Raw genomic sequence first — 17,453 nt, forward strand, 5'->3', positions numbered from 1 at the left:
TTTATGCGTAAAGTGGATTGATTTTGTCAGCATCGATGTCGAAATCTTTGATGGCTTGAGCCACCACTTTCTTATCGACATCACCCGCTTTTGCCAACTCAGCCAGCGCAGCAACAACAATATACTCAGCGCTAACTTCAAAGTGGCGACGCAAGTTTTCACGGCTATCAGAGCGACCGAAGCCGTCGGTACCCAACACGCGATAAGGCGTCGGTACCCAAGCACGGATTTGATCAGCGTATTGCTTCATGTAATCCGTAGCGGCAACCGTTGGACCTTTCGCTTTCTCAAGCAATTTAGTCACATAGGCCACTTGTTCTTTCTTGGTCGGGTTCAACATGTTGTAACGATCGACGTTTAAGCCGTCGCGCGCCAACTCGTTGAACGACGTTGCACTGTAGACCTTAGCAGTGATGCCGTATTTTTCAGCCAAGATCTCACCTGCAGCGCGAACTTGCTGCAAAATGGTACCCGAACCGAGCAACTGCACCTCGCCTTTCGCTTTCTTCGCTTTATGCGTTTCGAGCTCGTACATACCTTTGATGATGCCCTCTTCGACACCTTCAGGCATTTCTGGCTGCTGGTAGTTCTCGTTCATCACCGTGAGGTAATAGAACACGTTCTCTTGCTCGCCATACATACGGCGCAAACCGTCTTGTACGATAACCGCAACTTCGTAACCGAAAGTCGGGTCGTAGGTAACGCAGTTTGGTACTGTGTTGAACAAGATATGGCTGCTGCCGTCTTGGTGCTGCAGGCCTTCACCGTTCAGCGTTGTACGTCCCGCAGTACCACCGACCAAGAAACCACGTGCTTGGCTGTCGCCTGCGGCCCATACGAGGTCACCCACGCGCTGGAAGCCGAACATTGAATAGTAGATGTAGAACGGAATCATCGGCTCGTTGTTGGTCGAGTAGCTGGTCGCTGCCGCGACCCATGACGCCATCGCGCCGAGCTCATTGATACCTTCTTGCAGTACTTGGCCTTTCTTATCTTCACGATAATAAGCAACTTGGTCCGCATCTTGCGGCTCGTACTTCTGGCCTTGGCTAGAATAGATACCTACCTGACGGAATAAGCCTTCCATACCAAAGGTACGCGCTTCATCAGGAATAATTGGTACGATGCGCTGACCAATCTTCTTGTCTTTCAACAAAGCCGTCAGAACACGAACGAAGGCCATCGTGGTCGAGATCTGACGGTCACCTGAGCCTTTTAACACCGCATCAAACGCTTTTAATGCAGGCATTTCAAGTTCGACATCAGTGTCGGCGCGACGCTTCGGCATGTAACCGCCAAGCGCTTCGCGACGCTCACGCATGTACTTCATTTCGGCACTGTCGTCTGGGAACTTGTAGAACGGAATGTCTTCAAGATCGCTGTCTTTAATTGGAATGTTAAAGCGGTCACGGAAGTGTTTGATCGCGTCCATGTCCATTTTCTTGACCTGGTGGGCAATGTTTTTACCTTCACCAGCAGCACCCATGCCGTAGCCTTTTACAGTCTTAGCAAGGATAACCTGCGGACGACCTTTGGTATTTACCGCTTTGTGATAAGCAGAATAAACCTTGACCGGATCGTGGCCACCGCGATTCAAACGCCAGATATCTTCATCCGACAAGTTGGCAACCATTTCTTTGGTTTCTTCAGTTTTACCGAAGAAGTGTTCACGGGTGTAAGCACCGCCTTTGGCTTTGTAGTTCTGATACTCACCGTCGACGCTGTCCTGCATAATTTGCGCCAGCTTGCCTTCGGTATCACGGTACAGAAGCGGATCCCAGTAACGACCCCAAATGACTTTGATCACTTCCCAGCCCGCACCACGGAAGGTACCTTCGAGCTCTTGGATGATCTTACCGTTACCACGTACCGGGCCATCAAGGCGCTGCAAGTTACAGTTAACGATAAAGGTCAGGTTGTCCAAGCCTTCGCGGGTGGCAAGGCTAATTGCGCCCAGCGTTTCTGGCTCGTCCACCTCACCATCGCCCAAGAACGCGTAAACGCGCTGGTTCGAGCAATCTTTGATGCCGCGGTCAGTCAAATACTTCAGGTAACGTGCTTGGTAAATCGCTTGGATCGGACCTAAGCCCATCGATACCGTTGGGAACTGCCAAAAATCTGGCATTAATTTCGGATGCGGGTACGAGCTAATGCCCTTGCCGTCAACTTCTTGACGGAAGTTATCGAGTTGCTCTTCGCTGATGCGACCTTCGAGGTAAGCACGCGCATAGATACCTGGTGACGCGTGACCTTGAATAAACAAGAAGTCGCCGCCGTCTTGGTCAGTTGGCGCGCGGAAGAAATGGTTGAAACCAATGTCATACAACATTGCTGAAGAAGCAAAGCTAGAGATATGACCGCCGAGCTCAAGCTCTTTCTTCGATGCACGCAGAACCATTGCCAGTGCGTTCCAACGAATCGCCGCACGCACACGCGCTTCCATGCTCTGGTCACCCGGCATAGTCGGCTCTTGGCTCGCTGGAATCGTGTTCAGATATGCCGTGGTTGCGGCATAAGGCAAGTACGCACCACTACGGCGGGCTTTTTCGATCAGTGATTCCAACAGGTAATGGCCACGCTCCGGGCCATCTTCTTCCAGCACGACTTCGAGGGCGTCTAGCCACTCGCGCGTTTCCTGTGGATCAAGATCGTCTTTCAAATGGTCAGTCATACTCTATCCTTACCCAGTTTACGTTCGGCGTAATGACCGCTGAATCCGAGACTGCTCACGATTCGAGGTCAATAACGCGTGTTCAATAAAGGCTAGCAGCTGATGGCAAGTTTCGCGTGCCTGTTCAGGGTCGCCAGCTTTGATCGCAGTCACAATGTGCTGCCGATGTTCGTGAAGTTCTTGCATGACGCCGGGCTTGTGCGCGAGGTCCTGCAAGTTTTGTTGAATATTTTTCTGCAACAGTGGCTGCATACTGCGCACCAAGTGCAAGAGGATCACATTATGCGATGCTTCGCAGATACGCAGGTTAAATTCGGTGAGCGCTTGCGCTTGTGCGGCAAGTTCCGTACCCGGTTCTTGTTTGATGTCGGCAAAGGCCTGTTCAATCCGTTCTAAATCACTCGGAGTTCCGCGCATCGCCGCATAGTATGACGAAATACCTTCGAGCGCGTGACGAAACTCCAACAAATCGAACTGCGATTCAGGGTGCTGTGTGAGCAGATCGAGCAGCGGTTCCGCCACGCGCTGCTGCATATTATCGCAAACGTAAGTGCCGCCGCCTTGACGTCGCTCAAGTAAACCGCGCGCTTCGAGCTTCTGAATCGCTTCGCGCAAACTTGGTCGTGACACCGAAAATTGATGTGCAAGATCCCGCTCCGACGGCAAGCGCGCGCCAGCTTCGAGGGTGCCGTCGACGATCATGCCTTCGATGCGTTGCATGATGACGTCGGACAGCTTGGTCGGTTGTATGCGGTCAAAAGCCATCTAAAAAACCTTAAGAGCGATGTTTGCTGTTCGCTGTTTGCTTTTTGTTTAAACAAAAAGCGAGCGCAGCGAGTGTGCGAACAGCGAATAGCAAACAACGCTTTTGCACTTGGGTCATTGGTCTTACCAAAACTTGTACGGGCATTTTAGACTAAATAACCCAACAACCCAAACTTTTCTTGCTTACAGCCAGCCCGCAATCGTCATAACAGCAAGTAAAACGATAAAGAACAATAAGTTACGCTTCAGCAATGCAACAGTGGTCAGAGCAGTCGAGGTCACATCATCCTCATGCTTCGGGGTGAGGTCTTCCGCCGCATCGGCAACCTTTGCCAACGCTACAAAGTTGTTTTGCGGTGTGTTCCCGACCGAATTCAGCCACACTGGTAACGCCTTACCAAAATTGCCCACCATCAAGAAGCCAAAACTCATGAGTCGCGTTGGCAGCCAATGCAGTACCAACTGCAGCTGCGTCCAAGCTTTATTGCGTGGATGCTTCATGTCACGCAACGTCGCGTAAACGAGGACTCCGAATACACCGAACAATACATAATAAAGCAGCGGCGCGAAGTAAAATCGTAAATGAATCCACAGCAATAACTCATGCACCGGTGCCTCTTCATGACGACCCGCAGCACGACGCAACTGTCGTAACTGTTCAGCGCAAGCTGCCGAATCACCCTCGTTAGCGGCTGCCAAGTAGGCTTTGTAAGCATCGCGTGCGGCGCGGCATTGCATGGTTGCCAATAACGCCAGCACACCTACCACGAACGCAATCAGGAACGAATCAAACAAGGCCACTACAAAGCTAATGATCAGCGCCGGTAGAATCGCCCACACCACTTCACCCAACAAATGTTGGCGCCATTGACTGATTTTCTCTTGGCTATCGCCCCCCATTTGGGTTTTCTTGGTTTGCCACTGCTGCCAACGCAAGACAACGCGACGCCAATGCAAGTTGCGACTCAAGGTCACCGAGCGTTCTAACGAGTAAGCCAACAAAATCGCCAATAATTGCATGTTTTGTTCCTTAAAGTTCCTGAGCTAACAGAGAACGAAAATAATCCCAGTCAAAGGCCGGACCCGGATCGGTCTTACGAACCGGAGCAATATGTTGATGCCCAACAATCCGCTGCGGCGTTAACGCCGGATACTCGTATACCGCTGCCGCAGCCAGTTGTGCAAGTTGTTGATACTGCTCTTTAGTGTAGGGCTCGGTATCGGTTCCCTCAAGTTCGATACCAATGGCGAAGTCATTACAGCGCTTGCGTCCACAATAATGCGACACGCCCGCATGCCATGCACGTAGGTGGAAGGGAACGTACTGCACAATACGGCCGTCACGATGAATCACGCAATGCGCAGATACCTTTAAGCCCTCTAGCACGTCGAAACTCGGATGCGCCTTGGTATCGATGGTGCCCATAAATAGTTGGTCGATATAAGGTAGGCCAAACTCCCCCGCCGGAAGACTGATGCCATGCACCACCAACACACTGATGTCGCGCGGATCAGGCCGCGCATCATGATGCGGTGAGAGTTTTTGCTCTGCTAAGTCGAGCTTGCCAGCTTTAATTTCCAAGCCTTATTCCTTCATCGTTACCAGAAAAACCTAACCAACATTGTCACCCCCAACGCCAGCCATTACAATACGCAGAACATTGGACCACTAACAAAGAGCCACCGCAATGGACACTCGCGTACAACCCGCCCTGCTCGCTGCCGATCGTGAACACATGGTCACCCGCGCCCTTGAAGAAGATTTGAATGGCTTAAGCGGTGACTTAGACATTACCGCCCAGCTGATTCCCGCCGAGCAGCAATCCTACGGCCGCATCATCACCCGCGAAGATGCCGTGATTTGTGGAGTTGCGTGGGTCAACGAAGTGTTCAAGCAACTCGGCAGCGAAGTAGCCCTGCAATGGCACGTGGCCGACGGTGACCGTGTGAGCGCCGATAGTCTGCTGTGCGAATTGCGCGGTCCCGCCCGTGCCATGTTGACCGGTGAGCGCACCGCTTTAAACTTCTTGCAGACTTTGTCGGGCGTAGCCACCACCACCGCGCGCTATGCAAGCGTACTGGAAGGCTCGAATACCAAGCTTCTGGATACCCGCAAAACCCTCCCAGGCCTGCGCACCGCATTGAAGTATGCCGTGGTCTGTGGCGGCGGTAGTAACCATCGCGTCGGCCTCTATGACGCCTACCTGATCAAAGAGAACCACATCATGGCCTGTGGCTCGATTGCCGCAGCTATCACCGCCGCCCGCACTTTGCAACTAGACAAGCCGGTCGAAGTTGAAGTGGAAAACCTCGATGAGTACCAAGAAGCCCTCGCCGCCGGCGCAGATATTATCATGCTAGACAACTTCAGCTATGAGGATATTCATAAGGCCGTTAAAATGAGGTCAAAAAATGTTCGTTTAGAGGTGTCTGGCAATATTACTTTAGAACATTTGGAAAAACTCGTAAGTACTGGAATTGATTACATTTCTTCGGGCGCCTTAACAAAACATGTGCAGGCAATTGACCTTTCTCTTCGAATTTCAGATGCGTGAGTATTGACGATTCCCTTACATCTGCTATGTTTAATCTGCAGTGCGCAAACCGCAGGCGTAGTTGACGCTGCGTTTGGGGAATGCCAGGCATTTGCTTTAAAAGGCAAAGCCGCTGAGAAGCGGTGACGCAAAACCTCCGGTCCAACCCAGAGTCTTTGCAAACGTAAAGATGCTGGCGGATAGCGGGGATGCAGGCTAAAGTCTGGTGGATGGCGTGGCTTTTCGACTTTCTTTACACGGTCGCTAGCGCAACCACAGTCTTTCGGCTAGTGCAGAGTGAATTGTTGTTGGTGTGACAACCAACAAAGGAATGCCACACCTACAACAATAATAATGGAAATTACTTACGTTACTTTCGGGAGATTAGACATGAAAGCGCAAGTACAAAAAGGTTTTACTTTGATCGAATTGATGATCGTTGTTGCGATCATCGGTATTTTGGCGGCCGTCGCCATTCCACTTTACTCAGATTATACGCAGCGTGCTTTGGCTAGTAATGGTATTTCTGCATTAAGCTCCTATAAAACGGCTGTTTCGTTGTGTTATCAGAGAACTGGAAATATAGCTTCTTGTGACGAGAAAGTATTAGATGACCCAGCTACCACTGAAGTGGATGAATCAACTGCGTCAAATATACCTATCGGAATCGTCGAGTCTGATGGCGTGAGTGGTATTAGAACAGCTAATGTTGAAAATGGTATTATCGAAGCAGTCTTGACTGCTCAGAAAGCAGATGGCTCTGGCGATATAACAATTCAACTAGTTCCTACAGCAGGCTCAGGCTCAGTAATCAACTGGGTAATCGAGTGTGATGACTACGCTTTAGAAGAAGGCTCTCGAGTCGATGGTTGTCAAGGAGCAATTGATTCAGCAACTCCAATCGGAACAACAGCTTCGTAAAACAAGTAAAAGGGACAGTCCATTTGTGACTCTCCCTTTTTAACTAACTATCGGTCGCTCATCATGTCAAGTGATACGTAGCGTATAATGCACTTAAAGAAATTAATAAATGCTACACCACTCCCTTGCGGCTCTGTTGCTGCGTGACAGAAGGATTCCTGAAGCGCAACTGAAAAGTTGTAGCGAATACGCATGGGAAACGAAGCTACCTTTTACCAGTGTGCTGCTGGAACGCAAGCAAATTTCACCCCATGAGCTAGCGGCCTTTTGTTACCAAGAGTCCAATTCACCTTGGCTCGATCTTGATAGTTTTAATCCAGAACAAATCCCTCCCCAATTTATCAATGAGCGTTTGATACGCAAAAACCATGCGGTGCCCTTGTATCAGCGTGGCAATGTGCTCTATATCGCGGTGTCCGACCCGACCCGTATTGAAACTCTCGACGAATTCCAATTCCGTACGCGTTTGCAAGCGGAAGCGGTGCTCGTTGAAGAAGACAAGCTACAAAAGCTCATTGATAAGTTGTTGGAGAATGAGAGCTCGATGCTCGGAGTCACCGAGCAAGATGAAAAAGAGCTGCGTGAAATTGATGCTGACGGCGAGGTGCGTGAAGAGCACGGAGCTGTTAATGTCGATGGTAAAAACGATGCCCCCATCGTTATCTATATCAACAAGATGCTGCTCGATGCTATTAAGCGGGGCGCGTCGGATTTACACTTTGAGCCCTATGAGGGTGAATACCGCATTCGTTTTCGTATTGACGGCGTACTCCACGAGATTGCACGGCCACCATTTGCTCTGTCGGCACGTATCGCCGCTCGTTTGAAGGTTATGTCCCAGCTAGATATTGCAGAGCGTCGTTTGCCGCAAGATGGTCGAATCAAACTACGACTGTCGAAAAACAAAGCCATTGATTTTCGGGTAAGTACCTTGCCCACTATGTATGGTGAGAAAATCGTACTGCGGATACTAGACGCTGCTGCAGCTATGATGGGTATCGAGTCTTTGGGTTATGAGCCTGAGCAACAGAAGCTTTATGAAGACGCTTTAACTCGTCCACAAGGTATGATTCTGGTGACAGGTCCCACGGGATCCGGTAAAACGGTTTCGTTGTACACCGGCTTGAATATATTGAACACGCCTGAAGTCAATATTTCCACGGCGGAAGACCCGGTTGAAATTAACCTGACGGGTATCAACCAAGTCCAAATTAATGTTAAAGCGGGTTTAACCTTTGCTGATGCGTTACGTTCATTCTTGCGGCAGGACCCCGATATCGTCATGGTGGGGGAGATCCGTGACCTTGAAACTGCTGAAATTGCCATTAAAGCGGCTCAAACCGGTCACTTGGTGCTCTCGACACTGCATACGAACTCGGCAGCGGAAACGCTAACGCGTCTAATGAACATGGGCGTGCCCTCTTATAATATTGCAAGTTCAGTCACGCTAATAATTGCTCAGCGTTTGGCCCGTAGACTATGTAACGAGTGTAAAGAACCTGAGGACATCCCTAAAGAAGAGCTCCTGCGTCAAGGTTTTACCGAGGAGCAACTCCCTCACTTGAACTTGCAGCAAGCGGTTGGCTGCGACCAGTGCACTGGTGGCTTTAAAGGTCGTACAGGTGTTTACGAGGTTATGCCAGTGACAGAAGCCATCCAAGAACTTATTATGTCGAATGCAGGTTCACTACAAATTGCTAAACAAGCGCGTAAAGAAGGCTATAATTCACTCAGGCAGTCCGCGTTACGTAAGGTCGCTGACGGCACGATTAGCTTGGCGGAGGCGAACCGCGTCACTAACAACTAAGGCTTGGTTCTATGGCTACTGCAGCAAAAAAAATCAAAAAAATAGAAGACTTCAGTGAGTTCCAATGGCAAGGCCTCAATCGTCGTGGCCAGAAAGTTAAAGGTATTATGCGCGGCGACAACGAGAAAGAAGTCCGCGCAAAATTACGTGACCAAGGCATTAACCCGCGCTCGGTGAAGAAAAAGGCCAAGCCACTATTTGGTCACAAGAAAATTAAAGGCGCCGATATTGCGCTGTTTACCCGTCAAATTGCGACAATGCTCGAAGCTGGTGTGCCATTGCTGCAAGCGCTCGAGATGGTTGCCAAAGGTACCGACCATGTGAAGGTGCGCAATTTGATGCTTACCATTGCCGACGATGTCGGTGGTGGTTCACCTCTAGCTGCCTCATTAAGGAAACACCCTGAAGTTTTTGATCCGCTTTATTGCGACCTCGTAGACTCCGGTGAACAGTCGGGCTCGTTAGAAGCTATTTATGATCGGATTGCGACCTATCGCGAAAAATCTGAAGCTCTGAAAGCGAAAATTAAAAAGGCTTTGGTTTACCCTGCTGCTGTTATCGTGGTGGCCATCGTCGTAACCATGATCCTGTTAGTGTACGTCGTCCCGCAATTTGAGAGCGTGTTTAAAGACTTTGGTGCAGAATTACCAGCCATGACACAATTCGTGGTCAATCTCTCTGAACTGGTTCAAGCCTACGCAATCTATATTATCGCAGGTGCAATCTTCGCTGGCTTCTTGTTTGCTCGAGCGATGGTGAAGAGTGAAAAGTTCCGCGACAAAGTGCAGGCTATGTCGCTGCGAATCCCTGTTGTGGGTATGATTCTACACAAAGCAGCCGTGGCCCGCTTTGCTCGGACACTCTCCACCACCTTTGCCGCCGGTGTACCCTTGATAAGCGCACTCGAGTCGGCCGCTGGTGCGTCAGGCAACTCCATCTACCGCGACGCGATTTTCCGCGTACAAAGCGACGTCACCTCGGGTATGCAGATGCATACCGCGATGGTTAACGCTGATGTGTTCCCTACCATGGCCAACCAGATGGTTTATATCGGCGAAGAGTCGGGTTCACTAGACGACATGTTGGCTAAAGTTGCCGACGTGTATGAACGTGAGGTCGACGACTTGGTGGATAACCTCACGGCATTGCTCGAACCGATGATCATGGTAGTCATTGGTATCCTCGTCGGTGGCTTGATTGTCGCCATGTACCTTCCTATCTTCAACCTTGGCGCAGTGGTGGGTTAATGCCTGAACAATTTGCGGAACTGTACTCGTTTTATCCGGCGTACAGCGGGATGACTTTGGCTTTTGGTTTGGTTTTGGGGCTGGTCGTTGGCAGCTTTCTCAATGTAGTAATTGGTCGCTTACCGGTTATGATGCAGCGTCAATGGCAACGCGAGTGTGCAGCTGTCAATGAAGCTCCGGAGCCCGAACATCCAACCTTCAATATTTCTACGCCCGGCTCGCACTGTCCCAAATGCAAACACGCGATAAAATGGTATGACAACATCCCTGTCATCAGCTGGATTTTACTCAGAGCCAAGTGTCGCAACTGTAAAGCGCCGATCTCTATGCGCTATCCGGCAATTGAAATTTTAACGGGTGTTACTTTTGCCTGCCTTGCTTGGTTTTTCGGCGCAAGTTGGCCAACGCTGTTCTACATGGTCTTTGCCGCTCTGCTGATCGTTATGTTTTTCATCGACTATGATCACATGTTACTCCCAGATCAACTCACCTACTTTACCCTGTGGCTTGGCTTGTTTGTAGCCTGGCTAGGCGGCCCAGTCACTTTACCTGACGCCGTGATCGGTGCAATTGCCGGATATCTGTCATTGTGGTCGATTTTCTGGGCGTTTAAGCTTATTACCGGCAAAGAAGGTATGGGCTACGGCGACTTCAAACTACTCGCTGCGTTTGGCGCGTGGGCCGGCTATCAAATGTTGCCGGTGATTGTACTCGCTGCGGCTTTCAGTGGCGCGGTAATCGGCATCACTTTGCAGTTGGTGAAGCGCAAAGAGCAAGGCCAGCCGATCCCCTTTGGCCCGTTTCTTATTTGTGGCGGCGTGATTGCCATGCTCTGGGGTGAGCAGTTGCTCAATTGGTACTGGGGGCTGGTGCGCATCTAATGTGGGTTCTTGGCGTCACTGGCGGTATCGGCTCAGGAAAAACGACGGTAACTGATCTGTTCGCCAGCTACGGTATCAAGGTAGTTGACGCCGATGTGGTGGCGCGCCACATCATGGACCAAGGCAGTCCGGCACTCAAAGCAGTAGAAGAACGCTACGGCACGCAAGCTCTGCAAGCCGATGGCAGTCTCAATCGCGCTTGGTTACGCGAGAAAATCTTCCAAGAGCCGGCCGAAAAAGATTGGCTCAACGCCCTCACCCATCCCTTGATTCGTGAACAGTTAATCGAGCAACTGCAGCAAGCTGATTCGCCTTATGTGATTCTTTCTGCGCCCCTTCTGGTTGAAAACAACCTAACTCGGTTCTGCGATCGGGTGTTAGTGGTGGATGTCAGTCCCGACACTCAGCGTGAACGCACGGCAAAGCGTGATAATGTGAGTGCTGCGCAGGTAGAGCAGATCATCAAGGCGCAGGCGCCCCGCGAGAAGCGACTTGCAGCGGCCGACGATATCATTAACAATGATGGTGCGATCAACGATTTAACGCCGCAAGTAGCTAAGCTTCACCAGCAGTATTTGAACTTGGCGGCAGCGGCAGAAGCCGACCAACGGTCGAAGAGTTAAGATGAGCTACCAGTCAGACCTGTTTCAAGGCGTTGCAACCGCATCAGAAGCCGCTAAGATAGATCCAATGAGCGAAGCAACTGAAGCGATGAACGCGTCTAACACAAGTGACGCGGAACATGCGTACACGATTGATTATGAATACCCACTCCACGAGCGGGTACGTACTTACTTGCGTTTGGAACACCTGAAACAGTTGCTGAAGCCTGAAGCGGAAGTCAACGATAGCAACTACGGCCGCTATTTTGACGCGCTGTTTGCGATTCTTGAGCTGTGCGAACGCAGCGACGTGCGTACCGACGTACAGAAAGATCTCGACCGCCGTCGTGCACAATTACAGGTATGGGCGCAACATCCAGACGTCAATCAAGACCAAGTCCAGGCGCTGAGCCAACGCGTGCAAAAAGCTATTCAAGCGATTCAGCCCATGTCTCGCATTGGTAGTCACCTCAAACAAGACCGTTTACTCAGTGTCACGCGGCAGCGTTTTGGTATGCCTGGCGGCACTTGCAACTTTGATGTCCCCCAATTGCACTATTGGCTACACCAATCGCAAGAGCGCCGCGATGCTGACTGCGAGCGCTGGTGGAACGAATTTAAGGTGTTGTTTGAAGGGCTTGAACTCGAATTAGAATTGTTGCGCGGTCAATCGCAGTACCAGTGGGTCGTCGCTGAAGGTGGCCTGCTGCAAGAGAGTACTGAACCGCTGAGTTTACTGCGTATTCGTGTGCCGGCGAACGTACCTGCCTATCCGGTGATCAGCGGCCATAAACAGCGTTTTAGTATTCGCTTCTTAAGCAACTGCCCGCAGCAGGGTAAAGCTTCGTTCGAAAGTGACGTTGAATTCGAAGTCGCGCTCTGCCCCTAGGATTACGCTGCGCTTCCCAAAAATTGGTCAGCTGACTGAATTCCTTCACGGTTTTGACAGACCTTAAACAAGCCGAATAATTTCTTTGCGGTCGCATTTCCATTTGGCCCTACCATGCGCCGCAATCCAGACTCTTTCATTTGCAGTTCAGCAGCCACTTCACCAAAAGCTTGCGTGCCGTTCAAATAGTCACGTAATAGTGAATTACCAACCACAATGTCATCTTCTAAGTAGGATTCCAGCGCCTCTAGCAACAAAGCTTTGCGATATTCAGGATCCTTACAAAGTTCCATAACTGTATCTTTGAATTCTTTAGTTAGTGGCATGTTGGTCACCTTCGCTCTTGCGAACTTTGTAGTCGGCTAAGTACATTTTCGCTCGCTCAATTACTCTCTGTTGATCAGATTTACTGCTTCCAGCAAACAGAACAATTAGGCTGTCTCCGTCAATCATGTAGTAGACACGATACCCTGGGCCAAAATTGATTCTGCGCTCATACAATCCGCCACTTTGTTTGATGGACTTATGATCGCCAAAGTTTCCAGTCTCCATTTGAGTGAGCGCTTTGGTGACCTTTGCTTGACCTCGCACGTCTTTTAACTTTGCTAGCCAGTCACTAAATGGCGCCTCGCCATTACGAGTCAGATACTCCTTTGCCTTGCGACTCATGACTTGGCTTAATTTCATGCAGAATCCTTTTGCATTATAAAATAACGTTTATGTTATTACAATATTCGGGTGACCTATAAGCGATTGGAAGTATAGCGCTCATTGCATGACGAGGTTTACAGCTGATTTGAGGCACCGAAAGGGTAATGCGTTAATTCTGATACGAGAACCCCATAAAAGCGCAAATCTGCTTCACATTTAGAGTAATGCGTCATAAATGTCGCAACTATAGTGACGTTTTAATTTTGCGGTACGTACTACAACGGGAAAGATACAACCACCGCACAATGTTCGGATTGGACCCCTGGTAAAACCAGAGGCTTACCCGATGTGCGTAACCGCCGACGATGATTTAGCCGTCGACCAGTAGGTCGATGATAGCTTCGTTGGCTTTGGGGAACTGGTAAGCCTGTAGCGCGTAGGCCGGCACCCAGCGCCATTCCTGACCTTCACGCTGGGCGATGTCGCCGGTAAACGAGATAACCCGCCAGACGTCTAATACGACACGTTTATCGCCGTAGTTATGGTGAATGACGGTGAGTGGCGAAGCCGATTGCACAACAATGTTGCATTCTTCGCGCAATTCGCGCACTAAGGCGTCGTAGACAGTTTCGTCGGCTTCAACTTTACCGCCGGGAAACTCCCACTTGTCGCCTTGATGCAGATCTTTGTGACGCTTACTTATGAAGACATCACCGTCAGCGTTTTCAATCACGCCGACGGCGACATGTACGGGATCAGAGCTTGCCATGGCAATGCTTGTACTTCTTACCTGAACCACATGGGCATGGCTCGTTACGGCCAACGCGGGCGCCGGCGGTTGCTGCAGCTGTTGCCCCGGCGGGTCCACTGGCAGCAGCCTCGCCGGCACCGCTGGTGCTCGAGCTTTCATGCTGGAATTGCTGGCGTTGTGCTAAACGCTCGGCCTGTTCACGACGTTTTTGCTCAACGGCTTCAACGTCCTCTTCGGCACGCACGCGCACTTTACTCAGAATGGTGACGACGTCGAGCTTGAGCGCTTCCAGCATATCCGCGAATAACTCAAAGGCTTCACGCTTGTACTCTTGCTTCGGGTTCTTCTGTGCGTGACTACGCAGGTTGATACCTTGGCGCAAGTGGTCCATCTCGGCCAAATGCTCTTTCCAATGGCGGTCAAGGCTCTGCAGCATGATGGCTTTTTCGAATTGGCGTAACACCTCAACGCCCACTTGCTCTTCTTTCGCGGCGTAGGCTTTTTCCAGCTCTTCAATAATACGCTCACGCAAGGTTTCTTCGTGGAGCTTATCGTCTTCATCCAACCACTGCTGAATCGGTAACGGCAAGTCAAACTCAGAGCGCAAACGCTCTTCTAGACCTTCGACGTTCCACATTTCCTCCAGTGATTGCGGCGGGATGTACTCGCTGATCACGCGGTCCATGACATCGCCACGGATGACTTTGATGGTTTCTGATATATCGCCTTCGTCAAGCAACTCATTACGTTGCTCGTACACGACTTTACGCTGATCATTGGCAACATCATCGTATTCAAGCAGGGCTTTACGCACATCGAAGTTACGGCCTTCCACTTTACGCTGGGCGTTTTCGATAGCACGCGTAACCCACGGGTGCTCAATCGCTTCACCGCGTTGCATGCCCAGGCGCTTCATCAGGCCAGCCATACGCTCTGAAGCAAAGATACGCATCAAGCTGTCCTCTAACGACAAATAGAAACGTGACGAGCCAGGGTCACCTTGACGACCTGAACGTCCACGTAGCTGATTATCAATACGACGTGATTCGTGACGCTCGGTACCGATAATATGCAGACCACCGGCCTCAAGCACAGCATCGTGGCGCTTCTGCCACTCTTGTTTCACTTTTTCAATTTGCTCAGGTGTTGGGTCTTGCAGAGCCGCGATTTCTGACTGCAAGTTACCACCTAAAACGATATCGGTACCACGACCGGCCATGTTGGTGGCAATGGTTACCGCGCCAGGTAAACCGGCTTGCGCAACGATGTCTGCCTCTTTGGCGTGGAATTTCGCATTCAACACGTTGTGTGGGATCTTTTTCTTTTTCAAGAAGTTCGACAACAACTCTGAACTTTCAATGGAAATCGTACCGACCAAGACCGGTTGTTTCTTCGCTCGACATTCTTCGATATCGGCAACAATAGCTTCGTATTTTTCTTCCGCGGTGATGTAAATCAAATCCGGACGATCATCACGAATCATTGGACGGTTGGTCGGGATAACCACCGTTTCGAGGCCATAAATAGACTGGAACTCGAATGCTTCGGTGTCCGCGGTACCGGTCATACCGGCAAGCTTGTTGTATAAACGGAAGTAGTTCTGGAAGGTAATCGATGCCAGCGTTTGGTTTTCGTTCTGGATCTTCACGCCTTCTTTGGCTTCCATCGCCTGATGCAAACCTTCCGACCAACGACGGCCCTCCATCGTCCGCCCCGTATGCTCGTCAACGATAACGATTTGGTCGTCTTTAACGATGTAGTCGACGTCTTTGGTAAACAAATGGTGCGCACGTAATGCCGCGTTCACATGATGCAATAAGGCAATGTTTGAGGCTGAATACAAAGAGTCGTCTTCCGCCAACATGCCGCGCTCTTTCAAAATCGCTTCAACGTTTTCTTGGCCGTTTTCGGTCAAGTGCAATTGCTTGGCTTTTTCGTCGATGGTGAAATCACCTTCACCACGCTTCTCTTCGGTATCTTCTTCATCGGCGCGCTTTAACAGCGGCACGATTTCATTCATTTTCATGTACAGCTCTGAGCTGTCTTCGGCGGCACCTGAAATAATCAATGGCGTACGCGCTTCATCGATGAGGATCGAGTCGACCTCATCCACAATTGCGTAGTTGAGCTTCTTCTGCACCCGCTCTTTCGGTGAGAACGCCATGTTATCGCGCAGGTAGTCAAAGCCAAATTCATTGTTGGTACCGTAGGTAATATCCGCCGCGTAAGCCGCTTGTTTGTCTTGGTGTGACATACCCGGAATATTAAACGCCACGGTCATATCGAGGAATTCAAACAGCGGACGGTTGGTTTCAGCATCACGACGCGCGAGGTAGTCATTCACGGTCACGATGTGCACACCGTTGCCAGTTAAGGCATTTAAGTATGCTGGCAAGGTCGCGGTTAAGGTTTTACCTTCACCCGTACGCATCTCGGCGATACGGTTGTCGTTGAGGATCATACCGCCCACTAACTGGACGTCGAAGTGACGCATGTTGAACACCCGCTTACTTGCTTCACGCACGGTAGCGAAGGCTTCAACTAAAACATCATCAAGACTTTGGCCATCGGCAAGACGCTTTTTGAATTCAGCTGTTTTTTGTTTGAGTTCGCTATCGCTGAGGGCTTCAAATTCTGGCTCGAGGGCATTGATGGCCGCTACTTTCTTCTGCATCCCTTTCAGAATGCGGTCGTTACGACTACCAAATACTTTGCGGAATAGACTACCTAACATGTGATTCTATGATCCTGTGGTTAAAATGGCTGTGGGCGCTCAACGCGCCTCACGATAAACATAATGACTCGGGTCTATGTGACGCTCATTGCGCAACACTTCATAATGCACGTGTGGGCCAGTGGAGCGCCCGGTACTTCCCAATTTGGCAATTTGCTGCCCGCGGGTGACGACATCGCCCTCGTTCACCAGCAACTCAGCGCAATGACCATAGCGGGTTTTAAGGCCACCACCGTGGTCGATTTCAATGAGCTTACCGTAACCGTAACGTTCACCTGACCAGGTCACAACGCCCGCACCAGTGGCAAACACTCCGGCATCTTCAGCTAAGTTCGCAAAGTCGATACCGTTATGCATGGTCGGCGAGCCATTAAATGGGTCTTTACGCACACCATAGTGCGAACTAAGCCAACCGCCATCGACCGGCCGCCCGGCGACAAAACTCTCTGCTGAGATATGATGACGCAAGAGCACAGATTCAAGGGTGGTTAGCTGATTTTGTTTGTCTTCAAGTTCGCCGATAAGGCGTTCAAGATCGGCCATAACGTCGGCAGCAGGAATGCTGGGAGCATCGAGTATCGACACTTCCGGGCCACCCATCGCGTATAGTTCTTGGGTATCGGCGTTGAGCGCTTCCATATCAATACTGGTCGACTGCGCAAGACGCTCGCCTAGCAAATCAAGACGACGCAGTTTCGCACGCATTTCACCCATTTGCATGGTCATCGCTGCGAGCTTCTTCTCGGTTTCGGCTTTGATGCCCTGCACCACTTCTGATTGCGCGGCTAATGCGAGCTGCTCGGCACTAATGCGTTCACGTACGTCACGGGTATCGAGGCCACCCCAACTTTGCCATGGTTGCAGCAGCGCCAACAATGCTACGCCGGCAACACCTGCTAACGAAAGCAAACGACGACGGCTGAGGCGTACACCAAATTTCACTTTGGTGCCTCTGTAGAAGACTGTTAAACTCATGCAACCTCTCGTTGCTTTATTCAAT

The 17,453-nt window shown here is 50.5% G+C and carries 16 protein-coding genes and 1 riboswitch; of the genes, 7 read left to right on the top strand and 9 right to left on the bottom strand.

Annotated elements, in window-relative coordinates:
• Position 1 precedes the first annotated feature (1 nt).
• From aceE to ampD, 4 genes are all read right to left on the bottom strand, one after another.
• Positions 2 to 2,671, bottom strand: coding sequence for a pyruvate dehydrogenase (acetyl-transferring), homodimeric type (aceE, locus tag CWE21_RS03285; RefSeq protein ID WP_126833049.1), 2,670 nt, complete (start codon positions 2,669 to 2,671; stop codon positions 2 to 4).
• An 18-nt stretch (positions 2,672 to 2,689) separates the two neighbouring features.
• Positions 2,690 to 3,436: a pyruvate dehydrogenase complex transcriptional repressor PdhR gene (gene pdhR, locus CWE21_RS03290; RefSeq protein WP_126833050.1), complete on the bottom strand. Its 747-nt coding sequence runs from the start codon at positions 3,434 to 3,436 to the stop codon at positions 2,690 to 2,692.
• A 183-nt stretch (positions 3,437 to 3,619) separates the two neighbouring features.
• Positions 3,620 to 4,456 carry a regulatory signaling modulator protein AmpE gene (gene ampE / locus CWE21_RS03295; RefSeq protein ID WP_126833051.1) on the bottom strand — a complete coding sequence of 279 codons (837 nt, stop codon included), beginning with the start codon at positions 4,454 to 4,456 and terminating at the stop codon, positions 3,620 to 3,622.
• A 10-nt stretch (positions 4,457 to 4,466) separates the two neighbouring features.
• Complete coding sequence (gene ampD / locus CWE21_RS03300) at positions 4,467 to 5,012, bottom strand: 1,6-anhydro-N-acetylmuramyl-L-alanine amidase AmpD (RefSeq protein WP_420821124.1); 546 nt, start codon at positions 5,010 to 5,012, stop codon at positions 4,467 to 4,469.
• Positions 5,013 to 5,124: 112 nt separating this feature from the next.
• On the opposite strand from ampD, the gene nadC reads away from it, so the two are divergent.
• The 7 genes from nadC (at position 5,125) to zapD (ending at position 12,317) form a co-directional block, all read left to right on the top strand.
• A complete protein-coding gene (gene nadC, locus CWE21_RS03305; RefSeq protein ID WP_126833053.1) occupies positions 5,125 to 5,991 on the top strand; it encodes a carboxylating nicotinate-nucleotide diphosphorylase in 867 nt (288 codons plus the stop codon).
• A 92-nt stretch (positions 5,992 to 6,083) separates the two neighbouring features.
• Positions 6,084 to 6,187, top strand: a riboswitch (cyclic di-GMP riboswitch).
• Positions 6,188 to 6,360: 173 nt separating this feature from the next.
• Complete coding sequence (locus CWE21_RS13530; protein ID WP_126833054.1) at positions 6,361 to 6,891, top strand: pilin; 531 nt, start codon at positions 6,361 to 6,363, stop codon at positions 6,889 to 6,891.
• Between the two features lie 109 nt (positions 6,892 to 7,000).
• Positions 7,001 to 8,698: a type IV-A pilus assembly ATPase PilB gene (gene pilB / locus CWE21_RS03315; protein WP_126833055.1), complete on the top strand. Its 1,698-nt coding sequence runs from the start codon at positions 7,001 to 7,003 to the stop codon at positions 8,696 to 8,698.
• A gap of 11 nt (positions 8,699 to 8,709) precedes the next feature.
• Positions 8,710 to 9,945, top strand: coding sequence for a type II secretion system F family protein (locus tag CWE21_RS03320; protein WP_126833056.1), 1,236 nt, complete (start codon positions 8,710 to 8,712; stop codon positions 9,943 to 9,945).
• A complete protein-coding gene (locus CWE21_RS03325) occupies positions 9,945 to 10,826 on the top strand; it encodes a prepilin peptidase (protein WP_126833057.1) in 882 nt (293 codons plus the stop codon). Before CWE21_RS03320 ends, CWE21_RS03325 begins: the two co-directional genes overlap by 1 nt.
• Complete coding sequence (gene coaE / locus CWE21_RS03330; protein WP_126833058.1) at positions 10,826 to 11,449, top strand: dephospho-CoA kinase; 624 nt, start codon at positions 10,826 to 10,828, stop codon at positions 11,447 to 11,449. The genes CWE21_RS03325 and coaE overlap by 1 nt, the downstream gene beginning before the upstream one ends.
• Before the next feature lies 1 nt (position 11,450).
• Positions 11,451 to 12,317 (top strand): cell division protein ZapD, encoded by an 867-nt coding sequence (gene zapD / locus CWE21_RS03335; protein ID WP_126833059.1) that lies wholly within the window; start codon positions 11,451 to 11,453, stop codon positions 12,315 to 12,317.
• 2 nt (positions 12,318 to 12,319) lie between these two features.
• Here the strand turns inward: zapD and CWE21_RS03340 are convergent, their stop codons facing one another.
• The 5 genes from CWE21_RS03340 to CWE21_RS03360 all read right to left on the bottom strand — a co-directional run bounded on the left by CWE21_RS03340 (position 12,320) and on the right by CWE21_RS03360 (position 17,428).
• Positions 12,320 to 12,643, bottom strand: a complete 324-nt coding sequence (locus tag CWE21_RS03340; RefSeq protein WP_126833060.1) for a hypothetical protein — start codon at positions 12,641 to 12,643, stop codon at positions 12,320 to 12,322.
• Complete coding sequence (locus CWE21_RS03345; protein WP_126833061.1) at positions 12,630 to 13,004, bottom strand: type II toxin-antitoxin system RelE/ParE family toxin; 375 nt, start codon at positions 13,002 to 13,004, stop codon at positions 12,630 to 12,632. The genes CWE21_RS03340 and CWE21_RS03345 overlap by 14 nt, the downstream gene beginning before the upstream one ends.
• Before the next feature lie 334 nt (positions 13,005 to 13,338).
• Positions 13,339 to 13,737 (bottom strand): 8-oxo-dGTP diphosphatase MutT, encoded by a 399-nt coding sequence (gene mutT, locus CWE21_RS03350; protein WP_126833062.1) that lies wholly within the window; start codon positions 13,735 to 13,737, stop codon positions 13,339 to 13,341.
• On the bottom strand, positions 13,724 to 16,453 hold the full coding sequence (gene secA / locus CWE21_RS03355; RefSeq protein WP_126833063.1) for a preprotein translocase subunit SecA: 2,730 nt from the start codon (positions 16,451 to 16,453) through the stop codon (positions 13,724 to 13,726). The genes mutT and secA overlap by 14 nt, the downstream gene beginning before the upstream one ends.
• A 39-nt stretch (positions 16,454 to 16,492) precedes the next feature.
• Entirely contained in the window at positions 16,493 to 17,428 is a 936-nt protein-coding gene (locus tag CWE21_RS03360; protein ID WP_126833064.1) for a M23 family metallopeptidase, read from the bottom strand.
• Positions 17,429 to 17,453: the final 25 nt, after the last annotated feature.

This window comes from Pseudidiomarina aquimaris (genome assembly GCF_003987395.1).
GTDB lineage: Bacteria > Pseudomonadota > Gammaproteobacteria > Enterobacterales > Alteromonadaceae > Pseudidiomarina > Pseudidiomarina aquimaris.

Excerpts from the sequence above, each read along its gene's own strand:
- nadC (WP_126833053.1), top strand. The coding sequence starts at position 5,125 with ATGGACACTCGCGTACAACCCGCCCTGCTCGCTGCCGATCGTGAACAC.
- CWE21_RS03320 (WP_126833056.1), top strand. The coding sequence starts at position 8,710 with ATGGCTACTGCAGCAAAAAAAATCAAAAAAATAGAAGACTTCAGTGAG.
- mutT (WP_126833062.1), bottom strand. The coding sequence starts at position 13,737 with ATGGCAAGCTCTGATCCCGTACATGTCGCCGTCGGCGTGATTGAAAAC.
- secA (WP_126833063.1), bottom strand. The coding sequence starts at position 16,453 with ATGTTAGGTAGTCTATTCCGCAAAGTATTTGGTAGTCGTAACGACCGC.
- pilB (WP_126833055.1), top strand. The coding sequence starts at position 7,001 with ATGCTACACCACTCCCTTGCGGCTCTGTTGCTGCGTGACAGAAGGATT.
- CWE21_RS03340 (WP_126833060.1), bottom strand. The coding sequence starts at position 12,643 with ATGCCACTAACTAAAGAATTCAAAGATACAGTTATGGAACTTTGTAAG.
- ampE (WP_126833051.1), bottom strand. The coding sequence starts at position 4,456 with ATGCAATTATTGGCGATTTTGTTGGCTTACTCGTTAGAACGCTCGGTG.
- CWE21_RS03345 (WP_126833061.1), bottom strand. The coding sequence starts at position 13,004 with ATGAAATTAAGCCAAGTCATGAGTCGCAAGGCAAAGGAGTATCTGACT.
- CWE21_RS03360 (WP_126833064.1), bottom strand. The coding sequence starts at position 17,428 with ATGAGTTTAACAGTCTTCTACAGAGGCACCAAAGTGAAATTTGGTGTA.
- zapD (WP_126833059.1), top strand. The coding sequence starts at position 11,451 with ATGAGCTACCAGTCAGACCTGTTTCAAGGCGTTGCAACCGCATCAGAA.
- coaE (WP_126833058.1), top strand. The coding sequence starts at position 10,826 with ATGTGGGTTCTTGGCGTCACTGGCGGTATCGGCTCAGGAAAAACGACG.
- CWE21_RS13530 (WP_126833054.1), top strand. The coding sequence starts at position 6,361 with ATGAAAGCGCAAGTACAAAAAGGTTTTACTTTGATCGAATTGATGATC.
- aceE (WP_126833049.1), bottom strand. The coding sequence starts at position 2,671 with ATGACTGACCATTTGAAAGACGATCTTGATCCACAGGAAACGCGCGAG.
- pdhR (WP_126833050.1), bottom strand. The coding sequence starts at position 3,436 with ATGGCTTTTGACCGCATACAACCGACCAAGCTGTCCGACGTCATCATG.
- CWE21_RS03325 (WP_126833057.1), top strand. The coding sequence starts at position 9,945 with ATGCCTGAACAATTTGCGGAACTGTACTCGTTTTATCCGGCGTACAGC.